Source organism: Pseudoclavibacter sp. RFBI5 (assembly GCF_002931395.1).
Classification (GTDB): domain Bacteria; phylum Actinomycetota; class Actinomycetes; order Actinomycetales; family Microbacteriaceae; genus Pseudoclavibacter.
This window is the reverse complement of record NZ_PSYA01000010.1, coordinates 622,621-642,451: the sequence shown is the minus strand read 5'-3', so window position 1 is coordinate 642,451 and position 19,831 is coordinate 622,621. Positions and strand designations below refer to the sequence as shown.

The 19,831-nt window shown below is 66.9% G+C and carries 17 protein-coding genes; 10 read left to right on the top strand and 7 right to left on the bottom strand.

Annotated features, from left to right (window positions below):
* Nucleotides 1-84: 84 nt before the first annotated feature.
* From C5E06_RS09935 to C5E06_RS09905, 7 genes are all read right to left on the bottom strand, one after another.
* Nucleotides 85-4,566, bottom strand: a complete 4,482-nt coding sequence (locus C5E06_RS09935; RefSeq protein ID WP_104306774.1) for an FtsK/SpoIIIE domain-containing protein — start codon at nucleotides 4,564-4,566, stop codon at nucleotides 85-87.
* A 58-nt stretch (nucleotides 4,567-4,624) separates the two neighbouring features.
* Nucleotides 4,625-5,206 (bottom strand): nuclease-related domain-containing protein, encoded by a 582-nt coding sequence (locus tag C5E06_RS09930; RefSeq protein ID WP_104306773.1) that lies wholly within the window; start codon nucleotides 5,204-5,206, stop codon nucleotides 4,625-4,627.
* A 1,423-nt stretch (nucleotides 5,207-6,629) separates the two neighbouring features.
* Nucleotides 6,630-7,112 (bottom strand): hypothetical protein, encoded by a 483-nt coding sequence (locus tag C5E06_RS19795; RefSeq protein ID WP_374953231.1) that lies wholly within the window; start codon nucleotides 7,110-7,112, stop codon nucleotides 6,630-6,632.
* Nucleotides 7,113-7,264: 152 nt separating this feature from the next.
* Nucleotides 7,265-7,501, bottom strand: a complete 237-nt coding sequence (locus C5E06_RS09920; RefSeq protein WP_104306772.1) for a hypothetical protein — start codon at nucleotides 7,499-7,501, stop codon at nucleotides 7,265-7,267.
* Between the two features lie 45 nt (nucleotides 7,502-7,546).
* The gene (locus tag C5E06_RS09915) at nucleotides 7,547-8,929 is read right to left on the bottom strand and encodes a hypothetical protein (RefSeq protein ID WP_104306771.1); all 1,383 of its coding nucleotides are present in this window, start codon (nucleotides 8,927-8,929) and stop codon (nucleotides 7,547-7,549) included.
* Nucleotides 8,926-11,391 (bottom strand): ATP-binding protein, encoded by a 2,466-nt coding sequence (locus C5E06_RS09910; protein WP_146081354.1) that lies wholly within the window; start codon nucleotides 11,389-11,391, stop codon nucleotides 8,926-8,928. Before C5E06_RS09910 ends, C5E06_RS09915 begins: the two co-directional genes overlap by 4 nt.
* A gap of 1,499 nt (nucleotides 11,392-12,890) precedes the next feature.
* Nucleotides 12,891-14,171: a pentapeptide repeat-containing protein gene (locus C5E06_RS09905; RefSeq protein WP_181062937.1), complete on the bottom strand. Its 1,281-nt coding sequence runs from the start codon at nucleotides 14,169-14,171 to the stop codon at nucleotides 12,891-12,893.
* A 319-nt stretch (nucleotides 14,172-14,490) separates the two neighbouring features.
* On the opposite strand from C5E06_RS09905, the gene C5E06_RS19265 reads away from it, so the two are divergent.
* The 10 genes from C5E06_RS19265 (at nucleotide 14,491) to C5E06_RS09860 (ending at nucleotide 19,345) form a co-directional block, all read left to right on the top strand.
* Nucleotides 14,491-14,634, top strand: a complete 144-nt coding sequence (locus tag C5E06_RS19265; RefSeq protein WP_181062936.1) for a hypothetical protein — start codon at nucleotides 14,491-14,493, stop codon at nucleotides 14,632-14,634.
* 1 nt (nucleotide 14,635) lies between these two features.
* Nucleotides 14,636-14,863 carry a hypothetical protein gene (locus C5E06_RS09900; protein WP_104306768.1) on the top strand — a complete coding sequence of 76 codons (228 nt, stop codon included), beginning with the start codon at nucleotides 14,636-14,638 and terminating at the stop codon, nucleotides 14,861-14,863.
* A gap of 39 nt (nucleotides 14,864-14,902) precedes the next feature.
* Nucleotides 14,903-15,574, top strand: a complete 672-nt coding sequence (locus C5E06_RS19260; RefSeq protein WP_181062934.1) for a hypothetical protein — start codon at nucleotides 14,903-14,905, stop codon at nucleotides 15,572-15,574.
* Nucleotides 15,575-15,766: 192 nt separating this feature from the next.
* Entirely contained in the window at nucleotides 15,767-15,961 is a 195-nt protein-coding gene (locus C5E06_RS09890; protein ID WP_104306767.1) for a hypothetical protein, read from the top strand.
* Between the two features lie 21 nt (nucleotides 15,962-15,982).
* Nucleotides 15,983-16,189, top strand: a complete 207-nt coding sequence (locus C5E06_RS09885) for a hypothetical protein (protein ID WP_104306766.1) — start codon at nucleotides 15,983-15,985, stop codon at nucleotides 16,187-16,189.
* A 189-nt stretch (nucleotides 16,190-16,378) separates the two neighbouring features.
* Complete coding sequence (locus C5E06_RS09880; RefSeq protein WP_104306765.1) at nucleotides 16,379-16,801, top strand: hypothetical protein; 423 nt, start codon at nucleotides 16,379-16,381, stop codon at nucleotides 16,799-16,801.
* The gene (locus tag C5E06_RS09875) at nucleotides 16,798-17,010 is read left to right on the top strand and encodes a hypothetical protein (protein ID WP_104306764.1); all 213 of its coding nucleotides are present in this window, start codon (nucleotides 16,798-16,800) and stop codon (nucleotides 17,008-17,010) included. The genes C5E06_RS09880 and C5E06_RS09875 overlap by 4 nt, the downstream gene beginning before the upstream one ends.
* A 152-nt stretch (nucleotides 17,011-17,162) precedes the next feature.
* Nucleotides 17,163-17,552, top strand: a complete 390-nt coding sequence (locus C5E06_RS19495) for a hypothetical protein (RefSeq protein WP_219820198.1) — start codon at nucleotides 17,163-17,165, stop codon at nucleotides 17,550-17,552.
* 116 nt (nucleotides 17,553-17,668) lie between these two features.
* The gene (locus C5E06_RS09865; protein WP_104306763.1) at nucleotides 17,669-18,340 is read left to right on the top strand and encodes a hypothetical protein; all 672 of its coding nucleotides are present in this window, start codon (nucleotides 17,669-17,671) and stop codon (nucleotides 18,338-18,340) included.
* Between the two features lie 522 nt (nucleotides 18,341-18,862).
* Nucleotides 18,863-19,345: a hypothetical protein gene (locus C5E06_RS09860; RefSeq protein ID WP_104306762.1), complete on the top strand. Its 483-nt coding sequence runs from the start codon at nucleotides 18,863-18,865 to the stop codon at nucleotides 19,343-19,345.
* Nucleotides 19,346-19,831 lie beyond the last annotated feature (486 nt).

Here is a 19,831-nt window from a genome sequence, read left to right as displayed (position 1 = left end):
TCCTCGCAACACCCGCGAATCCGAACCAGGGCGCCAGAAAAACGAAGGATCGAGCCGCCCGAGGGCGCGGAGACGCCGACGGGTTCAGTCGAACAGGCCCCCGCCGCCCTGCACGGGCGCCGGGGCGTTCGAGTACACCGGCGGCGCGAACAGGTCACCAACCGGTGCGGGAGCCGGCTCAACGACGCGATCGGTGCCGAACAGCGCCTCGAGCCCGTCCAAGTCCGTCGGCGTCAGGCACGTCGCCGGCGCCACGAGGTGCAGGTCTGGGAACCGGGCGCGCACGTCCGCTACTTCGTCCGGGTGGTCGCTCTGGTGGTCGTCGGCCCAGGCGAGCGGGACGCTGCGAGTGACTTCGACATTCAGAAGTGCTGCCGCCTTCCTCCAGCCGCGCGCAGACGAGTCCTGGGCCAGGTGACGGGACTCCCGACCGAGGAGCGCACCGAACGTGGCCGACGCGTGGTCCTCCCAGTCGGTGAGCCACACGATCTCGCACCGCAGCTGCCCGAGCCTGGCGAGCATGGTGCGGGAGATCCACGCGGCCCCGAACGGGGTCTCCGGGAGGATCTCCGCGTCGTCCCAGACGCCGATAGGGATGGACGTCGGGGAGATGGTGTTGTCGACGTCAAGGAACAACGTCGGCGCGTCCACGACAAACCGCGAGGGGGTAGCCATGAGGCCATCATCCTCGTCTTCATCGTCGATCGCGTCGATGGCGCCGGCGAACACCGCGAACGGGTCCGCGGCGGCCTCGGTCGGCTCCCGGTCAGCGAATGGGTTCTCGGTCACCGCCGGTTCTGCCTCGGCGGGCTCGGTGTCATCGTCGGGTTCCTCGGCGGCCGCGAACGGGTCGTAGCCCACTGGCGCGATCATCGACGGGGCGAGCTGCACCCCAGCGCCACCCGTGTCGGTCTCGTCGTCGTCGTCGTCGTCGTCGAACCCGAAGTCCATCGCGGGACCGGCGAACGCGACCTCTTGGACGGGTGCGAGCACCTCGACGACTGGGGCGGCTGGTGCGTCGATGACCTGGCCGAAGACGCCAGCGGTGGTGCTGGTGGCGGCGTCGGCGGCGAGCATCGCGGCGAGGTCCATCGGGTCCGTGACCGGCTCGAGCTTCGCCTGCAGCTGCTCGACCATCGCGGCGTTGTGGGAGAGGTGGGACCCCTCGGTGCCGTACCAGGACTGCAGGATCTTCGTCGGGCCGGGCTGGTTCGACTCGAGCATGCCGCGGCCTTTCATACCGGCGGCTTCGCCGAGGTCGGGGGCGGCGGTTGCGTCTTTGAGGGCGGACATGAGGCTGCCGAAGGAGAGCTTGCCGAGCACGAACCGGGCGAGGTTCCCCTTGAGGTCGCGGCCGCCCGGGATCTGGTCCATGGTGTCCTTCTTGAGCTCCTGCGTCGCGAGGACCAGGTGCACGCCGGCACTGCGAGCCTCGCGGGCGATGCGGCCGACTTTCGCGCCGATGTTCGTCTTCGCGTTCGCGATCGCCTGCTGCTCCGCGATCTCCTGTAACGTCTCCGGCGTCATCCCATCCGTCGCCTTCGGGACGCGGTCAGCCATCATGAGGGACGTGAACTCATCGATGAAGATCACGATGCGCTTCGGACGCTCCGCCGCTGGCAGGTCCGCGATGGAGCCGACCCCGCGGGAGGCGTTGAACCGCTTTCGGCGCTGCACCTCCGCGTAGAGCTCGTCCAGCATCCGGCTTGTCTCGAGCACCTCTCCGGTGACGGCCTTCATCCACGGCTTCGCGAACTGGAAGTCCGCGCCGAACTTCACCGGGTCGGCGAGGTAGCAATCGAACCCGCGCAGCAGGAACCCGGCCAGGAGCACGCCAATGGTGATCGACTTGCCGGTACCGGTGCCGCCGAGTACCAGCAGGTGCGGATCCAGGTCCAGGTCGAACCGGACCGGCGACCCGTCGACGCCCGAAGCGACCGGGACAGAGAGACCGCCGTCGTGCATCGCGTCCCAGTCGATGGGAGCGGGGAACGGCACCGGGTCTTCCGGGCTGATGAGCAGCAGCACCTCGCTCGGTGTCTGCCCTGGCTGGACGTCGATGAACTTGTTGTTGGTGGTCGAGCGCAGCGTGCCCTTGCGCTTGGGCTCCTTGAAATCGTCGATGGACCGGCCGAGGGGCACCTGGAACGTCGCCTGCTGCACTTTCGCGTTGCCGGGTAATGGCTCCAGCGACTTGAGTTTCGGGGCGAGCCCGTCGGTGCCGATGAGGCCGGTCGCCTCGAACGCCGCCTCCCACTCGATGGACGTGCAGTAGTCCTCGTTCGCTCGAGAGCGGGGGCCGGAGAACTGCACGGTCGGGGAGTTCGGGCGCGCGCCGTACACGATCGTGCAGCCGTCCTGCGCGCCGGTGACCTGCATCCAGTCGCAACCGATGAGGCTCTTCATGCTGCCGAGGTTCTTCCGCACCTGGTCGGTGGTCACGCCGCCGTAGAGGCGCAGCTGCACCCTCCAGATGCTCGAGTCGGTGTCGGGGCCGGTGAGGTTCTCCACCTGGATGACTTCGGGACGGGCGAGCTTGGACGCCTCGAACGCCTTCGCGAGGCCGGCGCCGAGCACGATCGTCGCGACCTGGTTGGTTTCCGCTTTCGCGGTCGCCGTCTTCTTGCTGGCCGAGAGGTTGGCGTAGAGGCGAGCGGGGTTCATCTCGATCGGGTCTTTCGACCAGGCGACCGCGAACGCCCCGGAGTTGCGCTCACCCTGCCGGGAGGAGCCTGCGGCCTTCCATGCCATCAGGTACAGGAACGGGGCCGAGTCGAGCGCGGTCGTCAGCGTCGTCTCGACCTTGGTGCGCAGGAACGTGCCGACGTCGACGCCCTGGAGCACTTGGAACGGCATGACCTCGATGGACATGGGCCTTGGCGGGCGCATGGAGCCGGTGTGCGGGTTGTGGTTGACGAACTCGTGGACCTTCTTGTGCTTGACCAGGGCCGTGTGCGGCTTCTGCCCGCCGACGATGCCGGCGCTGAGGACCGTGTCGCTCCAGCGGCGGCCCCACAGGTCTTCCTCGTCGATGCGCGCGAAGTCGTCGAGCAGGCCCGGGTTCTGCAGCGTCGTCGAGCCCGCGGTGAGCGCGCCGACGTAGAGCGTCGTCGCGCCATACGGGTCAGGGACCGCGCGGGCCTCGACGAGCTCGCCGAACCCGGAGCTGTAGACGTGGTTCGCCGCAGCGCCTGCGTGCCCGAGCCCGGATCCGTCAGCGATCGTGCACGCGTACGCGACGGTGTACTCCGGCGCTTCCTCAGCTTCCGGGGTCTCCATGAGCAGGTCCGGCTTCGCGTCGGCGTCGACGGGCTCGGCGCCTTCGGGGGCGGTCGAGATGGCCTCGAACCCGGACAGGAGCGGCCATGAGTCCGGCATCGCTTTGTTCGCGGATGCGGCCCAGTAGAGGACCGAATCGACGGCGAGCTCCGCGATCTCCGCAGACGTGTCGGGACGGGCGAGGTCTGGCTTGGCGTCTCTCGGCCATGACGCGACACGGAACCGCAGCGGGTGACGGGTGCCGGGCTTCGGCTGTCCCTGTTGGTCGAGTTCCGGGGTGGAGAGGATTGCGAGGTCGCGCGAGTGGCCTTGGCCGGCGAGCTGCAGGCCGATGGCGTCTCCCAGCTTGAACATGCCCGCGGTGCCATACGCGGAGGGCGCGTCAAACGTGTCCACCTGCAGGTCGATGTCCGGGTAGGCCGCGTGATCGACGAGGCGGGGCTCGGCCTGCTTGAACTCTTTCAGCTCCGGCCACACCTGCGCCCACCGCTCGGCCGCCTCGCACCGCTCCCGCCACGTCTCGATGAGCGGCTTCGAGAAGACCCCGATGACGACGCCGATGCTCGCGGCGATCCCGAGCGCGACGGCCTGGATCGTCGGCGCTGGCAGCCACGGTGCGAGCTCCGGCGTCTTGGCGATCTGGAGGACGCCGACGGTCACGAGCGACGCGGGGACGATGACGCACGCGATGAGGCCCACCCGCGAGGGGATGGAGGTCTTCACCCGGGCGATGAGGTCGAGCACGCCAGCGTACGGGCGAGGCTCGCGTTCCGCCGCGGCGCGATTCAGCGTGTCCAGTCCCGCCACGACCAGTGCCATCGCCGCGTACGCGTTCACCGCGCGAAGGCCCGGCTCCCACGATTCGGGGATGACGGGGACCACGAGGGGGTCGCCGCCGGCGCCAAGATCGAACGCATGCCCGGACCCGAGCACCGGCAAGAACCAGACAGCGACCGCCAGGGCGAGAGCTGCGATCGGCAGGAGCGCGACGCGCTTGCCCGGCCACAACGCGGGGGAGAGGAACAGGTGCCCGCGCAGCGACTGCCAGGCCCGGAATCGCCGGGAGAGCTGTTTCTCGTACTCGCTCGCCGGCGTCTCGACCCCGTTCTTCTTGGGACCGGTGAACATCGGCGAGACGGCGTTGAACGTCGCGACGAGCACGACGATCCACGCGGCGAAGAAGCCCGGGTACTCGAACCACGACAGGCCGATCCCGACGGGGGCGGCGGCGACGGCGATGGGGACAGCGAGCGGCGACTGCTGCGGTCGCTTGGCGGCTGGAGGCATGAGGCGGTGGTGTCCTTTCGCGGACGACGAGGAAGAGGGAAGCTGGGCTGGGGTGGGTTCAGCGGGTGAGGGTCGCGAACACCGCGGCCGTCGGATGCGGCGCCTGCCCGTTCGGGAGCACCAGCTGCGGGAATCGAGCAAGCGACTCGAGCGTTCGAGCGCGAGCGTCGATCGGCCGGTACGCGAACACCGGGGCCGACTTCGGATGCGTGTTCGACGGCACCGTCACCACCAGCGGGACCGAGAACGGCATTGGCGCGCCGCGCCGCTCCAGGAGCTTCGAGTACGCCGCGAGAGCGTTCGGGAGGGTGCGCTTATCGCCGAACGGGAACGCCTCGAACCCGCGACGAGTGACCCCGCCGTACGTCCAGTAGAACGCCGGCCGCCACGCCTTCGCGTCGATCAGCAGCACCTCGGACGAGCCGACGACGACATGATCGATGTTCGCGCCGTGCCCGTTCGGGACCGTCACGTCGTGGAACACATCCGGCCCGTCCGGGCGGACCGCCCACGCCTCCAAGACGCGAGCGAGGGAGCGCTCACCGGCGGCTCCGATCTGCGCGACCCGCTCGTTCGCGGCCCACGACGCCGTCGAGGCTTGCTCGAGGCTGCCGCCGGCCGTGCCGTAGACGCTGCCCATGGCTCACTCCGATCCAGTCGGGCAGAGTACCCGCTGGCCTCCCTATGCGGAGACGAGCGAAGCAATGCTCTTCCGGGTCTCACCCGGGGATTCGACGCGACCGCAAACCCTCGTCAACCTGGACGTCAGCCGATAACGTGGAGAGATCCCCAGTCCACTCCACCGCCGGAGAACAAGTGAAAAAGCTCTACGCGCTCATCAGCGCGCTTCTCGTCGCGCTCCTCTTCGGAGGGGTGGTGGCCACCAGTGCGTATGCAGCCCCGCCAGCCACGGATGCGGATGTGACGGCTCCGGTTCTGGTGTCGGCTTCTCTGTCGTCTGGATCTGTGCTGGGGGCTGGTTCTACGGTCTCGATCGATTGGGAGGTCAGGGAGGCGCGAACGATCTCGTCGGTGATCTTCTACGTCGAAGGGCCGACCGGGCGTTGGTTCCAGGTCCGCTCGGATGGAGGTTCGAACGATCGGGATGGTGATCTGCAGCGTGGAACGGCGACGGCGGAGGTCAGTAGTGCAACTTGGCCGGGTGGGAAGTACCGCGTGGTCCACGTGAGCATCTATGACACGGCCAGCAATGACGGGTCTGTCGGGGTCGAGGACAGCAGTGTTCTGGCGGGGATTAAGACGTTCAATGTAAAGGGGACAGAGGCGGATGTGACGGCTCCGGTTCTGGTGTCGGCTTCTCTGTCGTCTGGATCTGTGCTGGGGGCTGGTTCTACGGTCTCGATCGATTGGGAGGTCAGGGAGGCGCGAACGATCTCGTCGGTGATCTTCTACGTCGAAGGGCCGACCGGGCGTTGGTTCCAGGTCCGCTCGGATGGAGGTTCGAACGATCGGGATGGTGATCTGCAGCGTGGAACGGCGACGGCGGAGGTCAGTAGTGCAACTTGGCCGGGTGGGAAGTACCGCGTGGTCCACGTGAGCATCTATGACACGGCCAGCAATGACGGGTCTGTCGGGGTCGAGGACAGCAGTGTTCTGGCGGGGATTAAGACGTTCAACGTAAAGGGGACAGAGCCTTCAACTCCAACTACAGCCCCAGGGTCCTCAATAGATGCGACGCTCGAATCTTACGCTGTGGAAGGAGGACCACACCGAGACGGAGATGTGCTCGAGATCGACTGGACGATTCGCTCCCCAAACGAGCTTTTGGCTGTGGTGTTCACCCTCAGAGACGAGTACAACCGATACGTCGAGGTTTCGTGGAACGACGCAGGACCATTGCAGATCCAAGACGACTTGCAGTCTGGGACGGCAGAAATGGCTGTTGAAGCAGTCCTCATAGGTTCCGGGAACTACCGAGTTGTCAGTGTTCGCGTCGTCGGAACGCTCGGGGACGAAGCGATTATTGATTTCGATGTCGATGAGGACCCCTCGCCCGGTCAAACAGCAGAGATTGTCGGCGTTCCAAATGAGGAGCCCACGACTCAGCCAACAGTTGAGCCGACCTTGGAACCCACGACTGAGCCGACCACTGAGCCCACAGTCGAGCCGACGACTGAGCCCACCGTCGAGCCGACGACTGAGCCCACCGTCGAGCCGACGACTGAGCCCACCGTCGAGCCGACGACTGAGCCCACCGTCGAACCCACGACTGAGCCGACCACTGAGCCCACAGTCGAGCCGACGACTGAGCCCACCGTCGAGCCGACGACTGAGCCCACCGTCGAGCCCACGACTGAGCCGACCACTGAGCCCACCGTCGAGCCGACGACTGAGCCGACCGTCGAGCCGACGACTGAGCCCACCGTCGAGCCGACGACGACTTCTTCGGAACCAGCCGCGACCGCCCTTCCAGCCTCAAGTGCATCCGCTGCTCCGATCGTTCCCTCAGCCTCGAACGCGCCAGCGCCTTCCGGTGGTCTCGCGACGGCCGGCGTGAACGGGAGCGGTGCGCTGACGCTCGGCATCGGATCGCTCGTACTGCTTGCTGGCGCCGCGATGCTTCTGCTGCGTCGCAAGCCCGCGGATCAGTAGTCCGCCTCCCTGAACGACGAAGCCCGCCATTCGCATCTCACCGGTGGCGGGCTTCGTCGTTCGTGGCGCCGGGGCCAGTGCGGGCTCAGCCTCGCCGTCGCCAGATGAGGACCGTGATCGTCACCGCGAGAGCGAGCGCGGTGACGCCGATCCCGATGGCAAGCGCGACGCCGAGCACGCCCGGGAAGCCAGCTAGGACGATGCCGATGAACACCGCGGTCGCGACAGCTCCCGCGAAGATCCAGCCGGGCGGGGACGCGAAGAAGTCGCGAATGGTGCCGAGCTGCTCTTCCGTCTCTTGCTGTCGATCCTGGTCAGCCATGCTCGAGCTCCAATCGGTGGGGACGTGGTGGCCTCCTATGCGCGATCAGTGCCCGGACAGCTTCGTGCGCAGCCGCATCGGCAATTGCGGCGGGCCCATCCCTTCTGGGTAGAAGCGCGGCTTGACCGGCAGTCCCGTCTTCGTGACCGTCTGATTCACGGTCAGGCGCCGGAACGGACTCGTCGCCTTCCGAATCTCATGGATGTTGGGAGGTGTGCGTCCCTCGGCCAGCCACGAAGGCTGGAAGCGCTGGACTGCGAGCATGTCGAGACTCCGCGGGAGGTCCTCGTTCGCGGGCGTCGGCACCTGGCGCGGGTCGAGCAGGTCGACGCTCTCCCACGGGTCGTCCGCGTTCTGCCCAGTCGGGCGCTGGACCCGCAGGGTCAGGAACGACGAGTCGATGAGGCCGGGGCCTGGGAACCAGTCCTGCCACTGCACCACCGAGATTCGGAACTTCGCCGGATCGTGCGCAGGTGCTCGCCAGTCCCGAAGCGCGCGACTGATGTTGCGTCGGACACGACTGAGGTCGGTCGCTGGTGTGAGGTGCGATTCGGGGGAGCCGACATTGCTCGCGACGACGAACACGACGTGCAGTCCGGTGTCGTCCCATCTGCGGTTTCCGAACAGCTGCACCCACTTCGCGACCTTGTCGGTGAAGTTCGCTCCCGTGGATGCAGTGAGCTCAATCGCGATGCGAGCGCCATCCTCGCGGAGGAGGACCGCATCCGCCGCACGCTGCAGGCCTCGCGGCGGCTCGTCTCCGATGCTCGTGTAGGCGAGGTTGGCGACGTCCGCGAACCGCTCGCCGACGACCGCGCCGATGGGGAGGAACTCGGCTGCGCGGGCGATGATCTCGGCGACGAGCACGTTGTGCCGGTCGTACCTCGACGATGCTGACCAGGGGTGTGCACCGGTGGTGGTCGCCCACTCCGGGTACGTCATATTCGGCAGGATCAGGTCGTGGAACGCCGCCGACCGGGATGGGCGGATCAGCTTCGTTCGGTGTGCGTGGGGCGGGGCTCCCATGGGGCGCTGGTAGGTGCCGATGTCGACGAGCCCGAGCGTGAACATGTCGCGCACGAGGTTCGCCTGCGGCGACATGGCTCGGTTGTCGCCGGAGATGAACGCGAGCTGCTCGACGGTGAGGGTCCGATAGGCGTTGACGTTCGCGAGCAACCGGAGCGCCGCCTGCCACATCTGACCGCGCTTCTCGAGCCGCCCGAGGGCCTCGTCTGAGTCGCCGAGCACCCACTTCGGGATGCGACCGAGACCTGCGGCTTCTGCGCGCTTGGCTTGGTCGACGGACATCCACGCGGCGATCGCGCCGACCTGCCAGAGCCCGTCGTGGAACGGGTCCGTTCGCGTGACGGCTCGCGCCTTCGACGAGGGCGTTCGGGACGGGATGTGGGCGATGGGGATGGCGCTCATGCAGCGAGCCCCATGTCGGACTGGTGGAGGCTCCGGAACTCGGCGACGCTCATGGCTTCGAAGTCGGGGATCTTGAGGGTGAACGCGCGCATGGCTTCCTTGTCGAGGGTGGTCTTTACGATGGCGGTGTACTTCGGCAGGTTGGCGACGTCTTCCGGCTCCCACGAGGATCCGTCGATGACGAGAGATGCGACGAGGTCGCGGATTACGCTGGCGTCTTCCTGGCGGAGCACGATGCGGGTGCCGTAGCCGAGCATCGTCTTGCGCACGGTGTCTTCGAGCTGCTCCGGGAACTGGGTTGCGAAGAACGGTTCAACGCCGAAGGAGCGGCCGTCGTTGCGGAACCAGGAGAGGACATCTCCGGAGTGCGCGGCGAGGTGTTTGACTTCGCCTTCGAACACGGCGACGCGGCGGTCTTCGAGGCCCCAGCCGATGCACGTGCGGCGGATCGCCTTCCACATCGTGTGCATCGCGAGAGCCGCCATCTGCTCGCGTGCGCGGTCGTCGAGCGCGTGCCCGGACGCGGACGGGCCGAAGTCGATGATGACGTTCGCGTCGGCCTCGAGCAGTTCGTCCCAGGTGCGCTGGTTCGGGCGCGCCCACCAGTGCTCGAGCGTCATCAGCGGCTCCACCTTGGAGCGGGGCGCGTCGAACAGATTCTTGCGCTGCGACGGGGTCACACCACCGCCGTAGGTCGGCCCGAGATGGTCGGCGGCGGACACGAGTTCCGCGTGCTCCGGATGCCGTTGAGCTGCGTCCTGGATGAGACCGGCGATCTCTTTCGCTTCCTGGTCGTCGCCGTTGCCGATGAGGAGGTTCGCGTACCAGAACGGAGTGCGTCCGCGGTAGCGAGAGAGGGCCTCCGTGAACACCTCCGGGACCGTCCCGGTGCCCGACCTCGACAGCAGCGAGCCGGCTTCGAACACGGCGATGAGAGACGGCGAGGAGCGGGGTCCGATGGAGTCGACACCGTAGACGGCTTTGAGGGTGTCGACGATGTCGCGGGCGTAGTCGTGCGCGGTGACGAAGCCGCCCGGTTCAGGGAAGAACGCGATGCCCTCGAGCGCGTTCCGGTCAGCGATGTTGACGGCCTCAACGGGCGCGTTGAACTTCGCCGCCCAGCGTGCATACGCGGCCGCAGAGACGCCGTCGCCCTTCGTGTCGAACGCGATCATCGCTCGTCGGACTTTCGACTGCAGACGGTTCGAGAGGAACCACCCCCATTGCGCTTCGAGGAGTCGCGATTTGCCCGATCCGGCGAGCCCGGTGACGAACATCCCCGCCCACGCATCCTCCGAGCTCAGATGCACTGCGCCGTCGCGATCGGAGCCGATCACGGGGCCGATGTTGCGTCGCAGTTCCACCGGCGCGATGCGGTCGCCGGTGGCGCCTCCGGAGAACGCGGAACCTGCATGCGGGGCGACGAGCGCGAGCGGCAGATGCGGGCCAAGGAACGCCGCGTGCGGATGCACGGGATACTCGCCCGCGAACTCCGGACGGATCTTCTCGATGGGATTGCCGTCGTTGTCTCTCGTCAGTGTCCGCGTCTCTTTCGCGGGCCGTTTCGGTGTCCCCGTGAGCGTTGGGGATTCAGGCGCCAAGCCCTGCCCGAGGAGGCGCTGCAGCGTCCGCCACGACGACGGCAACCGGCCGACGAGACGACCGATCAACACCGCGATCGCGGCCACCGCGACACCCACGCCGAGCACCGTCCACGGGACGTCCAGCAGCTGCGGAACTTCCGCTCCGAGCGTCGGCACTTTACTCAGCAGCATCGGCATCCCGACCGCCGTCGCAGCACCCACGGGCGCGGCCACCACGAACGGCAGCGATCCGTCGAACTTCGATGCTCGCCGTGCGTCCGCGATCACGTCGAAGCCGGGCAGCGTGGACGTGAGGTGGCGCACCAGATCACCCGCTCGCATCGCATCTGACGAGCCCGCGTAGATGGACGCGATGACCGCTCCCGTCTCGAACGAGTGATGCGTGGCGACGCCACGGTGTGCGAGCCACAGTTTGTTGCTCTTGCGCTCGGATTTCGTCGGCGCGCGCAGCGAAATCGCGACCCACTCGCCGGCCGCGAGGAACCCGACCATGGACTGCACGACGGTCCCGAACTCCGCGCCCGCCTGCGTCGACTGGCCGACGTCCGGGAGCTTCTGCACGGACAGCTGCGACACCTGCTCCACGTCCGCCAGCGACAGCCCCTCCTCGACGTACACCGCCTTCGCCGCGACCGCGTCCCCGAGTTTGAACGCCATCGACGCGGACGCGTGTTTGGAGGCCGGGAACGACACGTACGAGTGCGCGCCGCCGGCCTCATCGCGCAGCAGAATCAGCGTCGTCCCGTCCGGCGCCTGTGTCTGGAACGCCTTCGCCTTCTGCAACAGCGTCGGCGCGTTCAGCTCCAGCGGGCCGGCCTTGAACAACTCGTACGTGGACACCTCAGAAATCACACTCATAGTGCGTCCTATGCGCGAACCCCCGACGAACGCGTGTCCGCTTCAAAAGCCCGGAGAACATCGGAAGCGGAGCTCAAAAATCAGCACTTCAAAAGATGCCCGATAATCCCCGGTAAAAACCCCGAAATCCGCCCCTAGCCCCCGCTCGTCTCCTCAACCCTGCAAGTTTTCGGGTTCTGATTCTCGCGCCGGTAAGCCGCTGGGGCGTCTTCCCGGGTGCCTTGCAGTCTTAGCCGCTGGCGCGTCTTCGAGTGCGGCGTTCGGGCGTTCAGGTGCCACGTGGCTTTCCGAGGCGGTGCCTCGTCCGCTCAGTCGCCGCGGGGCTGGCCCTCGTTCCTCGGGCGTCCCTGTCGTCACGTTGCTGCGCTGCCGTGTCTCGGGTCTGGCCCTCGTTCCTCGGCCCTGCGCGAGGCTGTGTTTGGTCTCGCTCGCTCCACCATCCACCTCGCACGCTCCATCCACCCGCACATCTCTCCGCCGCTGCTTCGATCTGTGGCGTCCTGCGTGCACTGTGTGCGGCATGCTGCGTGTGTAGCAACCACCCTCATCGGTGCCATTCCGGTGTCGGTTTGGGGTTTCACCGTCCGCGCTTCTTTCGCCTGCTTCTGGGACGCCGCCACAGGATCGCGCCGCAGGCGCTGACTCAATCCGGACATGCACCCCGAAACGTCACGCATCGGACCGAAAGTGCGACGAATCAGACGGGCAGTGCGGGTGCACGCCGGGGATGGGAACAACCGGCACCTCCGTCGCAGATTTCACCCCGCGGGACCCAGGCCAAGCACCTCGACAACGACATCTCTCAGACCACTAACCCATGCGGCGAAGCGTGGCCACGAAGTGGACACCCGGGACCCTCAACAACGACACCTCCTCGCACAACCCAGCCACAGGACCGCGGGCGAGGAACGAGCCCGCTGCAACGCAGCGCGAAGCATCCAGCAACGAGCCGCGACGAGACGATCCAGGACGCAGCGGCAGAGGGGGTGAAACTGCAGGCGGGGGAGAGCAGAGAGATGTTCGGGATGGGCGACGGAAACGGCGAAGCGCGGGACCGCAGGTCACGCCGCTGGGGGACCCGAGAAGGTGACTGGTGAGAACGGCGCAACCACAGGACCGCGACGCGAGGAACGAGCGGCGCAGCCAACGAGACGGGATGCATGGCGCAACACTCTGCAGGGTGTCGGCGGATGGAGGAATGCAGGCATGTAGGGATGCAGGCTTGTAGGAATGCAGGAATGTACACGCGGACAGGGAGCGCAGGTGGCAGGAGAGCAGACGGGTGACGGTGCAGAGACGGGCCACGGAGAGACGGTGGCCGCGCCACGCGCGGCAGCAACAGAGGGCGATGCGGGAAGCAACATGACGGGACGGGCGAAGCCCGGACAGCGAACAGCAACAAGACGCAACTGGACGATGCAGAACGCCCCGAGGGAGCGCCAGCGACCGAGGGATCTTAAGTAGCAGGCTCGTTCGGTGGGCTCGGTGCCGGAGTGAGGCTATCGCCCGGGGGACTTGCCGCTATCGCGGGCACGAGCCGGGTGCTCACCGATCAGGGGCGCAGGGCCTCCGTCGATCTGCACATCCTGCTGATGGTCGCCGAGCTTGAGCACGATGGTCTCCGAGTTGGTGATGTTGACGGATCCGCGTGAGAATTTTGCTTCGGCCAGAGAAAGATTGACGAGCTTGCACCGGTCGAAACTGACGCCCTCGATGCGCGATCGGGTGAAGCTGACATTGTGCATCGTTCCGCCCGAGAAGGATGCACCGGCGGCACTGATGCCGTCGAATGCAACTGCAAGACAGTGTGCGTTCACGAACCGAGCGTCGTCGATCTGCATGGTGTGGCCGCCCTCCTTCTCGTTGCTGGCCCTGAAGCGAACAAACTCGAGGGTGCAGTCCGAAAACTTGACCTGCGACATCCTGCAGTCATCGAAGACCAATCCGAAGTACCGAGCTTCTTCACCTCCGAAGTGCGCTCGGGAGAGTTGGCAGTCGATGAACTGGGTCTGAGTCAGGTTGGCATACGTCCAGACACTGTCAGGCGCGTGCAGTCCAATGAGCGTTCGTTCCGAAAGATCAACCCGAACAGCACGAGCTGATGAGGCTCGAAGCAGCGACTTCAATGCGAGTGCGGGCAAGTCCTCGATCACAGGCGGCGAGTCAGGCGGAGTGCGGTTGCCGTACTCGATGACGCCGGGAGTATTGCTTCGAACGTAGTCCTCGAGGACGTTGATGATGAGCTTGGCGTTCCGTTCTTCTTTCGCGTGGATGGCGTAGTCAGTGAGCAGGCTGATTGCCGCCACCTTCTTCGTGCGGTCGCCGCTTTCGAGCAAACTCAGGGCGTCGGTGATTCGGGTGATCTCGAGCTGCTCGCCCTCGCGCACGTGTCGGTCCTTCGCCCGCGTGCCTTCCGCAATTGCCTCGTCGGTGTTGTCGCGCTCGGCACGCCAGCGGAGGTAGGAAAAAACGATGCCGATGATACCGAGGAATCCACCCAGGACCAGCAGAACGGCCTGTCGTGCGTCGGCGATAGCTCGCGCGCAGTCGAGGCCGATTCCGGTGACGCACACCTGCCCAAAACTGCCGGTGACGATTGTCTGCGGTAGCCCCACGAACAGCCACGAGAAGAGACCCACGATCGCGGCGATCGAAATAAGGCCGCCGGTCAGGATAAGGAGTGCGAATGTCGTCCGCGTTTGCTGGCTGGCGTCCGCATCGAAGGGGGTGGCGAGTGCGTTCCGGAGATGGTGCCGGAGCTTCGTCGTCTGCGTGGTCATGCCCTGATCATGGCGGATGTGGGCGGCGGCGCATAGTCGGGCCGGGGTCCCGCTACGTACAGGCGCCCTCGGGAATGTTGGTTGGCTCGGCACCGGGCTTGCTGTCGCCGTCATAGCCGGCTCGATCGGCGTCTTGCCCACCAAGCGATCGCCGTCTGTGTCTATCTCAGAGGTCGACTTGCCCGTCTTGCTGACCCGCAGGACCTCGGGGAGGCGACTCAGGAGTTCATCGTGAGCGACGGGGCTGGTCGGCCCCGTCCCTCGGGCTGCCCGGCACGCCTCCGCTCCTGTCTTTCTCCGCCCGCATACGATCCGCGTCATGACGAAACTCGTTGGCATCATCCGCTCCGCCGAACGACGCACGCTCGAGGCGGAAGCACCCGAGTACGAGGATGTCCGCGCTGAGCTCGAGGCGCAGGTCCCGGACGGGTGGGAGCTCATCCAGTTCAAGACGGTCAAATAGCGTGCGTCGCGCGTGGTGGGACTCGTCCATCAACCCGTGGGTGAGCGCGACCATCGCCGTTGGTTGGGCGGTGCTGAGCGCGGTCTCGTTCGCGAGCGACTCCGTGCTGTTCGGGATCGCGTGGGCTGTGCTCGCCGTCGCGTGGACGCTGCTCGCGGTGGCCGCGGTCCTGCGTCGCCGCAGAGACGCACAGCGCGCGCGATTGAGCGATGACGCTGATCCCGCATAGCTGGTGAAGAGCTGATCAATGACGTGAGGACGTGATGCCGTGGTGATCCGATCTACCTCCGCGCCTCTTGTCACGGCCGCCGAGTCCGATGAGGGTTCGCCCGCCGATGCCGACCGTGCCGCCGCGGAGCTGAGACGTGACTTCGAACGCTGGTCCAGATGGGGCCTCGGAGTCCTCGCCTTCGTCCTCGCCTCGGTGGGATCGTTCGTTGCCGTCGGGCTGGTCGGCACTGTGGCGATGCTCGGCGGAGCAGTGGCCGGTGTCGACCTCATCGCGACCGTCGTCGCGGCACTCGTCGGGGTTGCCGGGATCGTCCTGCTGCTGCGGCTGTGGTGGACCGGGCGGCGACTGGTCGTCGCCGCGGCCTGGTGGTTGCGGCTGCCGTATCTGCGGGCCGGCCGGCAGCGGCGCCCCGGCGGCTGGGTGCAGGCGCGGACGATCAACTTCGAGCCGCGTATCTTCGCTCGGCTCGCCACCGCGACGCTCGCGCTGCTGTTCAGCGTCGCAGGGGTCGCGCTCGTGGTGCGTGACCTAGGTGCCGGGCTGACCTCGTTCACCGCGGCGACGGCGATGGTTGCGGTCATCAGCGGACTGTCCGGGCTCGGTCAGGTGGGCGGGGTGGCCCGGCTCGTGTCGGGCGTCTCCGAACTGGACCCGCTCTGGGTGCGCGTGCGGTCGCTCTTCGCCGGAGCTGATCGGACTCAGCGATGAGACGCGTATGGGGCTCAGCTGCGATCGCCGCCCTCGCGTTGCTCTCGCTCCGGATGCTCCGAGCCTGCGCCGACCGGGGCTGCGCTGGTCGCCGAGGCGAAGCACCCCTACTTCGACTACCGCGCCGTGACGAATGAGGTTCAGGCGCTCATTTTCGACGGGCCCTAGCACGCAGGGCCGTCCTCCTACGGCATGCAGCTTTCTGGCGCCGGCTGCGGCGACAAGGGGTACAAGTTCGCCCTCACCCGCACGACCTCCGTCGACCCCGCGGCTCAGCCTGCGCTGAGTGCAGTTGTCGCAACACACCTATCCGAGACCGGATACAGCGTGGAAGGTCAAGAGCTCGGCCCGGTCGTTGCGCGGTCGACGGACGTGATCGTGCGCTAGCAGGGCGACTTCTCGCTACTCGTGGTCACTTTCATCGCCAACGTGTCCGTGCTCGTCACCGCGGACACGAAGTGCTGGGCCCGCGACCGGAGCGCGCTCAGCAAGGACATGTTCGGGGGTGTGACCCTCGCGAACGGCTATTTCCCGCGGGAGGAAGCGCCGAGCGACCCGCTGTTCTTCGGCGTCACCCCGGGTGAGCCCGCCTACCTCGGCACGCCGAAGCCGTAGCACGCTGCTGCCCGCATAGATGGGCGAGCGAACGGCACACAGCCGACCGCCAGATCGGAAGGCGGTGGGGTGACCCATGACCGAGCTCCTCCCATGGGCGGTCGCAGGGGTGGCGCTGGTCTATGTCGCGGTCTCGGCGTTGCTAGTTCTCGCCTCCACTCGGGGGAGGACACGCGTGCGCTCGCCCCCTTGCTGAAGCCCTTCGGCGCATCGAGCGTGCAGCTTCTCGGCGGGATCGTCGGGGGAGCCCTGTTCGTGGTTTCGCTGCACCTATGGCTGATGCTGCTCCCTGCCGAGCCCGGAGACGACTACTGGATAGAAGCGCCCATACGCCAGCGCACCACGTTCAGAGTCACCGACTGGGCGACCGTGCCCTACGGCGACATCGGCGGGCTCGGGACCCTCCGCAGTCACCGTCGGCTCCGCAAGGCCAAGCACGAGCGGCTCATCTGGCGCGCGACCGCGTGGATTCCGTCCGAACGCGGCGACGGCAAAGGGTTGGACACGCGGGGCGTGGAGCTGCGCTTCGACGCGGACGGCACCCCTCGCCTCATCGACGTGCACTACCCCACGCCCGAGCGGGAACTGCCGATCGTCGGAGCTCCAACATGATGTCGGAGGTGATGGCGCTCGTTACGGCCGCCCTCATCGTCGCCGCAGTCGCCGCGCTCGTGGTCGTCCTCTTCATCGCTATTGAGACCTCTGCCGGCAGCCGGCGACAGCCGAACCCGGTTCGCGCCCCCGGAGTCGCACGCGTCAGCGGCACCCGGAAGCCACCGCCGCCGGAGACCTCGGGCTTGCACCTCCTCGACTTCGACTGAGGCGTGCCCGCGAGCGAGCGCCGCACACAGTGCGAGCACGCGGATCCACATCCGAGCGGCCACGGCGCATAGATCACCCACGGCCCCTCGACGACTGCCGATGCCGCGCCCCACATCTCAACAACCCCCTACCGCCACCGAAAGGCCACCCCGTGACCATGATCACCGTCCCCGGAACCGCAACCGCAGACCTCAGCGCGTACACGCCTGTCGTGCTCGAGCGCGACCTGCAGGTCCAGTCCGTCTCCGACTACGTGCCCGCAGACGCTGGGCTCGACCCAGCGTCCGCGCCGCGCCTGACCGTGCTCGCGACCGCATCGTGCGTCCAGTGCACCGCTACTAAGCGCAAGCTCGAGAACGACGGCGTCGTCCCGTTCGAGTACCGCATGCTCACCGACGACGAGCGCGAGCACTTCAAGTCGCTCGGCCACCTGCAAGCACCCATCGTCATCGACCACGCCACCGGCGCCCTCTGGACGGGCAACAACCCGATCGAGCTCAAGCGCGTCACCGAGGAGGAAAAGGCCAAGCTCGCCGCCTGACCACCGCCACCGAGACCGCCCGCCCGGCTTCCAGGATCACTGGACCAGTCGGGCGGTTTCGCGTGCGGGCCCCGCATAGGTGTATTGACCCACGACCCACGACCGGGAGTCCACCAATGCCGAACCACACCCCAACGCGCACCGAGTTTGTCGGACGCCACCGCTACGACGTCAACGCCTCCGACACCGCCATCCGCATCCGCACCGAACGACAAGCGGGGGTTGGTCGCGGCGAGCCCGAACGGGTCACCGACGACTCCGTTGTCGTTGTGCGCGGCAGTGCGCTCGCCAAGCTCACCGTAGAACTCGCGAGAGTTCGCCCGATCAGACGCCGCCGCTATTGGCTGGGAGTCTTTGTCGGTCTTGCCTGCCTCCTCGCCGGTGCCTTCATCGTCGCCGACGTGTTCGCTTTCATCGCAGAAGGGCTCTGGGGGCACCCGATCAGCGCAGCCGCCCGCGTGCTCGGATTTGTCACCGGGATCGGCGCTGGAGCCGCGGTAGCGTTCACGTTCGCGGGCGAGCACTTCACGCTCCCGGCGCCGAAACTGGACGGGATCGATCTTCCGCGGGACGAGACCTACCTCGTCTGGCGGGACCTGACCCCTGAGTGCCGCGACCAGCTCTTCGCGTTCGAAGGCCAACCGGTCGATGTGCTGCGGGCCGGGATCGACCTCATCGCCCAGCGTTTCGGAGACGCCCGGCGTACCGAGCGTGACCGGCGGGAGCGAGAGGTCCGAGAGTGGGCGCGGGACTTGCTCGACGGATCCATTCGCGGGGACGACGGCTGACCGGAGGGCACGCTTCGCCGCGATACGCCGACTGCCCGCCGGTGTCGGTCCCGTTGCCCCCAAAGCTGAGGTGCAGCACCACCCCGACTCCGGAGGCGACCATGCCCGAACCCATCACCAGCGTACCTAGCCAGGAGACCCCAGAGGAGCTCGCGACGCACTCCTGCGTTGCGACAACGACAGAGCATCGCGGCAGCAACCCGATCGTTCTCGGTCGCTACGCCTGTGCGAGACCTGCTGACCAAGGGCATCATCGCCGCCCGAGCCGATGCATCAGCAGCGCACCTCGTCGAGGCGCAGCCGGGCGAGGTGGAGTGGAACGTTCGACAGCACGACGGCGGCTCATCAACCAGGACTTCGAGGACGAGCAGTTCACAAAGAAGACCGCTCGAGAAGGAGCTCCGCTGTACCTTGGCGGAGACGCAATCTTCCGAAGCGTCGATCCGCGGGAAATCCCGAAGGGCTGACGCACACCCGCATAGCTGACCGACACCACCACCGCCACCGATCCCGGAGGGGATTATGCCAGAGCCCATCGACCATCACGCCGAAGCGATCCGGCTCAGCACGCTCGCCCAAGACAGGGTCGAGAGCCATGTGGAGATCGCGCGAGCACGAGCCCCGCACCAGATGGAGCGGGCGCGGATGCACGCGCTCCTTTCTGTCACCGACGAACAGAAGCGAACCGCTGACGCCTTCGAGCGCGACAACGAGCTCAAGCGAGTCGACTTCGGAGCGCTGATCGGCCTCAGCGAGGTCGACGAAGAAGCGAACGACTATCTCAGGCCCTGCGGCCCGCTGAACCGGATGCTGGGGACTTCGAAAGTCGCGCGGTATGCCCGGACGCCTGGTGCTCCCGAGGGGCGAGAGGCGACTGGGGCGGAAGATCGGGAGCTGCTCGCGAATCTCATCCCGCTTGGATTCTCCGAGCAAGATGGGATTGCCAACGTCCATGAGGCGGCCGACCGTATTCTCGAGCATTTCACGCTGAGTCCTCGTGGTTAGGCCCTGGCCGCGCCGAAAGGCCCGGGACGTTCAGTCGAGCGCTGAGGCTGTCATTGCCGCAGCGCGCGCGTATGTCCGGGAAGTCGAGAACCCTGCGCCCGACCACCACTACCGGCGACAGTTGCGGGATGACCTCGCAGCGGCCGTGCACGAGCACGAGGCGGTGTCCCGGGCCTGACCTCCTTCTCGCACCGAAGGAAGCAACGCAGGGGCTGGTCCAGGCGCGGGTCTGGCGGTAGCAGACACCGAGATCGAGCTCGCCGACCCGTGAGATGCTCGGGCTTTGTTCTCCAAGGCCATGGCGCCAACGCCAACTTCCGCCCGGTGCCCGGCAGCAGGTCACCGCGGGAGCTCTCGATCGCCAAGCGCAGCCGCAGCCCTGCACCGTGCTGGCGCCTGCGTGCTCACGATGTCAGCCTTGTCGTTCTCGAGAGCTGCCCCGACTGCGTCGAGCAAACTGCGCTGACGACGCCGACAAGCTCCTCG

Bases quoted from the DNA above. Each gene is read 5' to 3' on its own strand.
- C5E06_RS09935 (WP_104306774.1), bottom strand. From the start codon at position 4,566: ATGCCTCCAGCCGCCAAGCGACCGCAGCAGTCGCCGCTCGCTGTCCCC.
- C5E06_RS09930 (WP_104306773.1), bottom strand. From the start codon at position 5,206: ATGGGCAGCGTCTACGGCACGGCCGGCGGCAGCCTCGAGCAAGCCTCG.
- C5E06_RS19795 (WP_374953231.1), bottom strand. From the start codon at position 7,112: ATGCCGAGCGTCAGCGCACCGCTCCCGTTCACGCCGGCCGTCGCGAGA.
- C5E06_RS09920 (WP_104306772.1), bottom strand. From the start codon at position 7,501: ATGGCTGACCAGGATCGACAGCAAGAGACGGAAGAGCAGCTCGGCACC.
- C5E06_RS09915 (WP_104306771.1), bottom strand. From the start codon at position 8,929: ATGAGCGCCATCCCCATCGCCCACATCCCGTCCCGAACGCCCTCGTCG.
- C5E06_RS09910 (WP_146081354.1), bottom strand. From the start codon at position 11,391: ATGAGTGTGATTTCTGAGGTGTCCACGTACGAGTTGTTCAAGGCCGGC.
- C5E06_RS09905 (WP_181062937.1), bottom strand. From the start codon at position 14,171: ATGACCACGCAGACGACGAAGCTCCGGCACCATCTCCGGAACGCACTC.
- C5E06_RS19265 (WP_181062936.1), top strand. From the start codon at position 14,491: ATGACGAAACTCGTTGGCATCATCCGCTCCGCCGAACGACGCACGCTC.
- C5E06_RS09890 (WP_104306767.1), top strand. From the start codon at position 15,767: ATGCAGCTTTCTGGCGCCGGCTGCGGCGACAAGGGGTACAAGTTCGCC.
- C5E06_RS09875 (WP_104306764.1), top strand. From the start codon at position 16,798: ATGATGTCGGAGGTGATGGCGCTCGTTACGGCCGCCCTCATCGTCGCC.
- C5E06_RS09865 (WP_104306763.1), top strand. From the start codon at position 17,669: ATGCCGAACCACACCCCAACGCGCACCGAGTTTGTCGGACGCCACCGC.
- C5E06_RS09860 (WP_104306762.1), top strand. From the start codon at position 18,863: ATGCCAGAGCCCATCGACCATCACGCCGAAGCGATCCGGCTCAGCACG.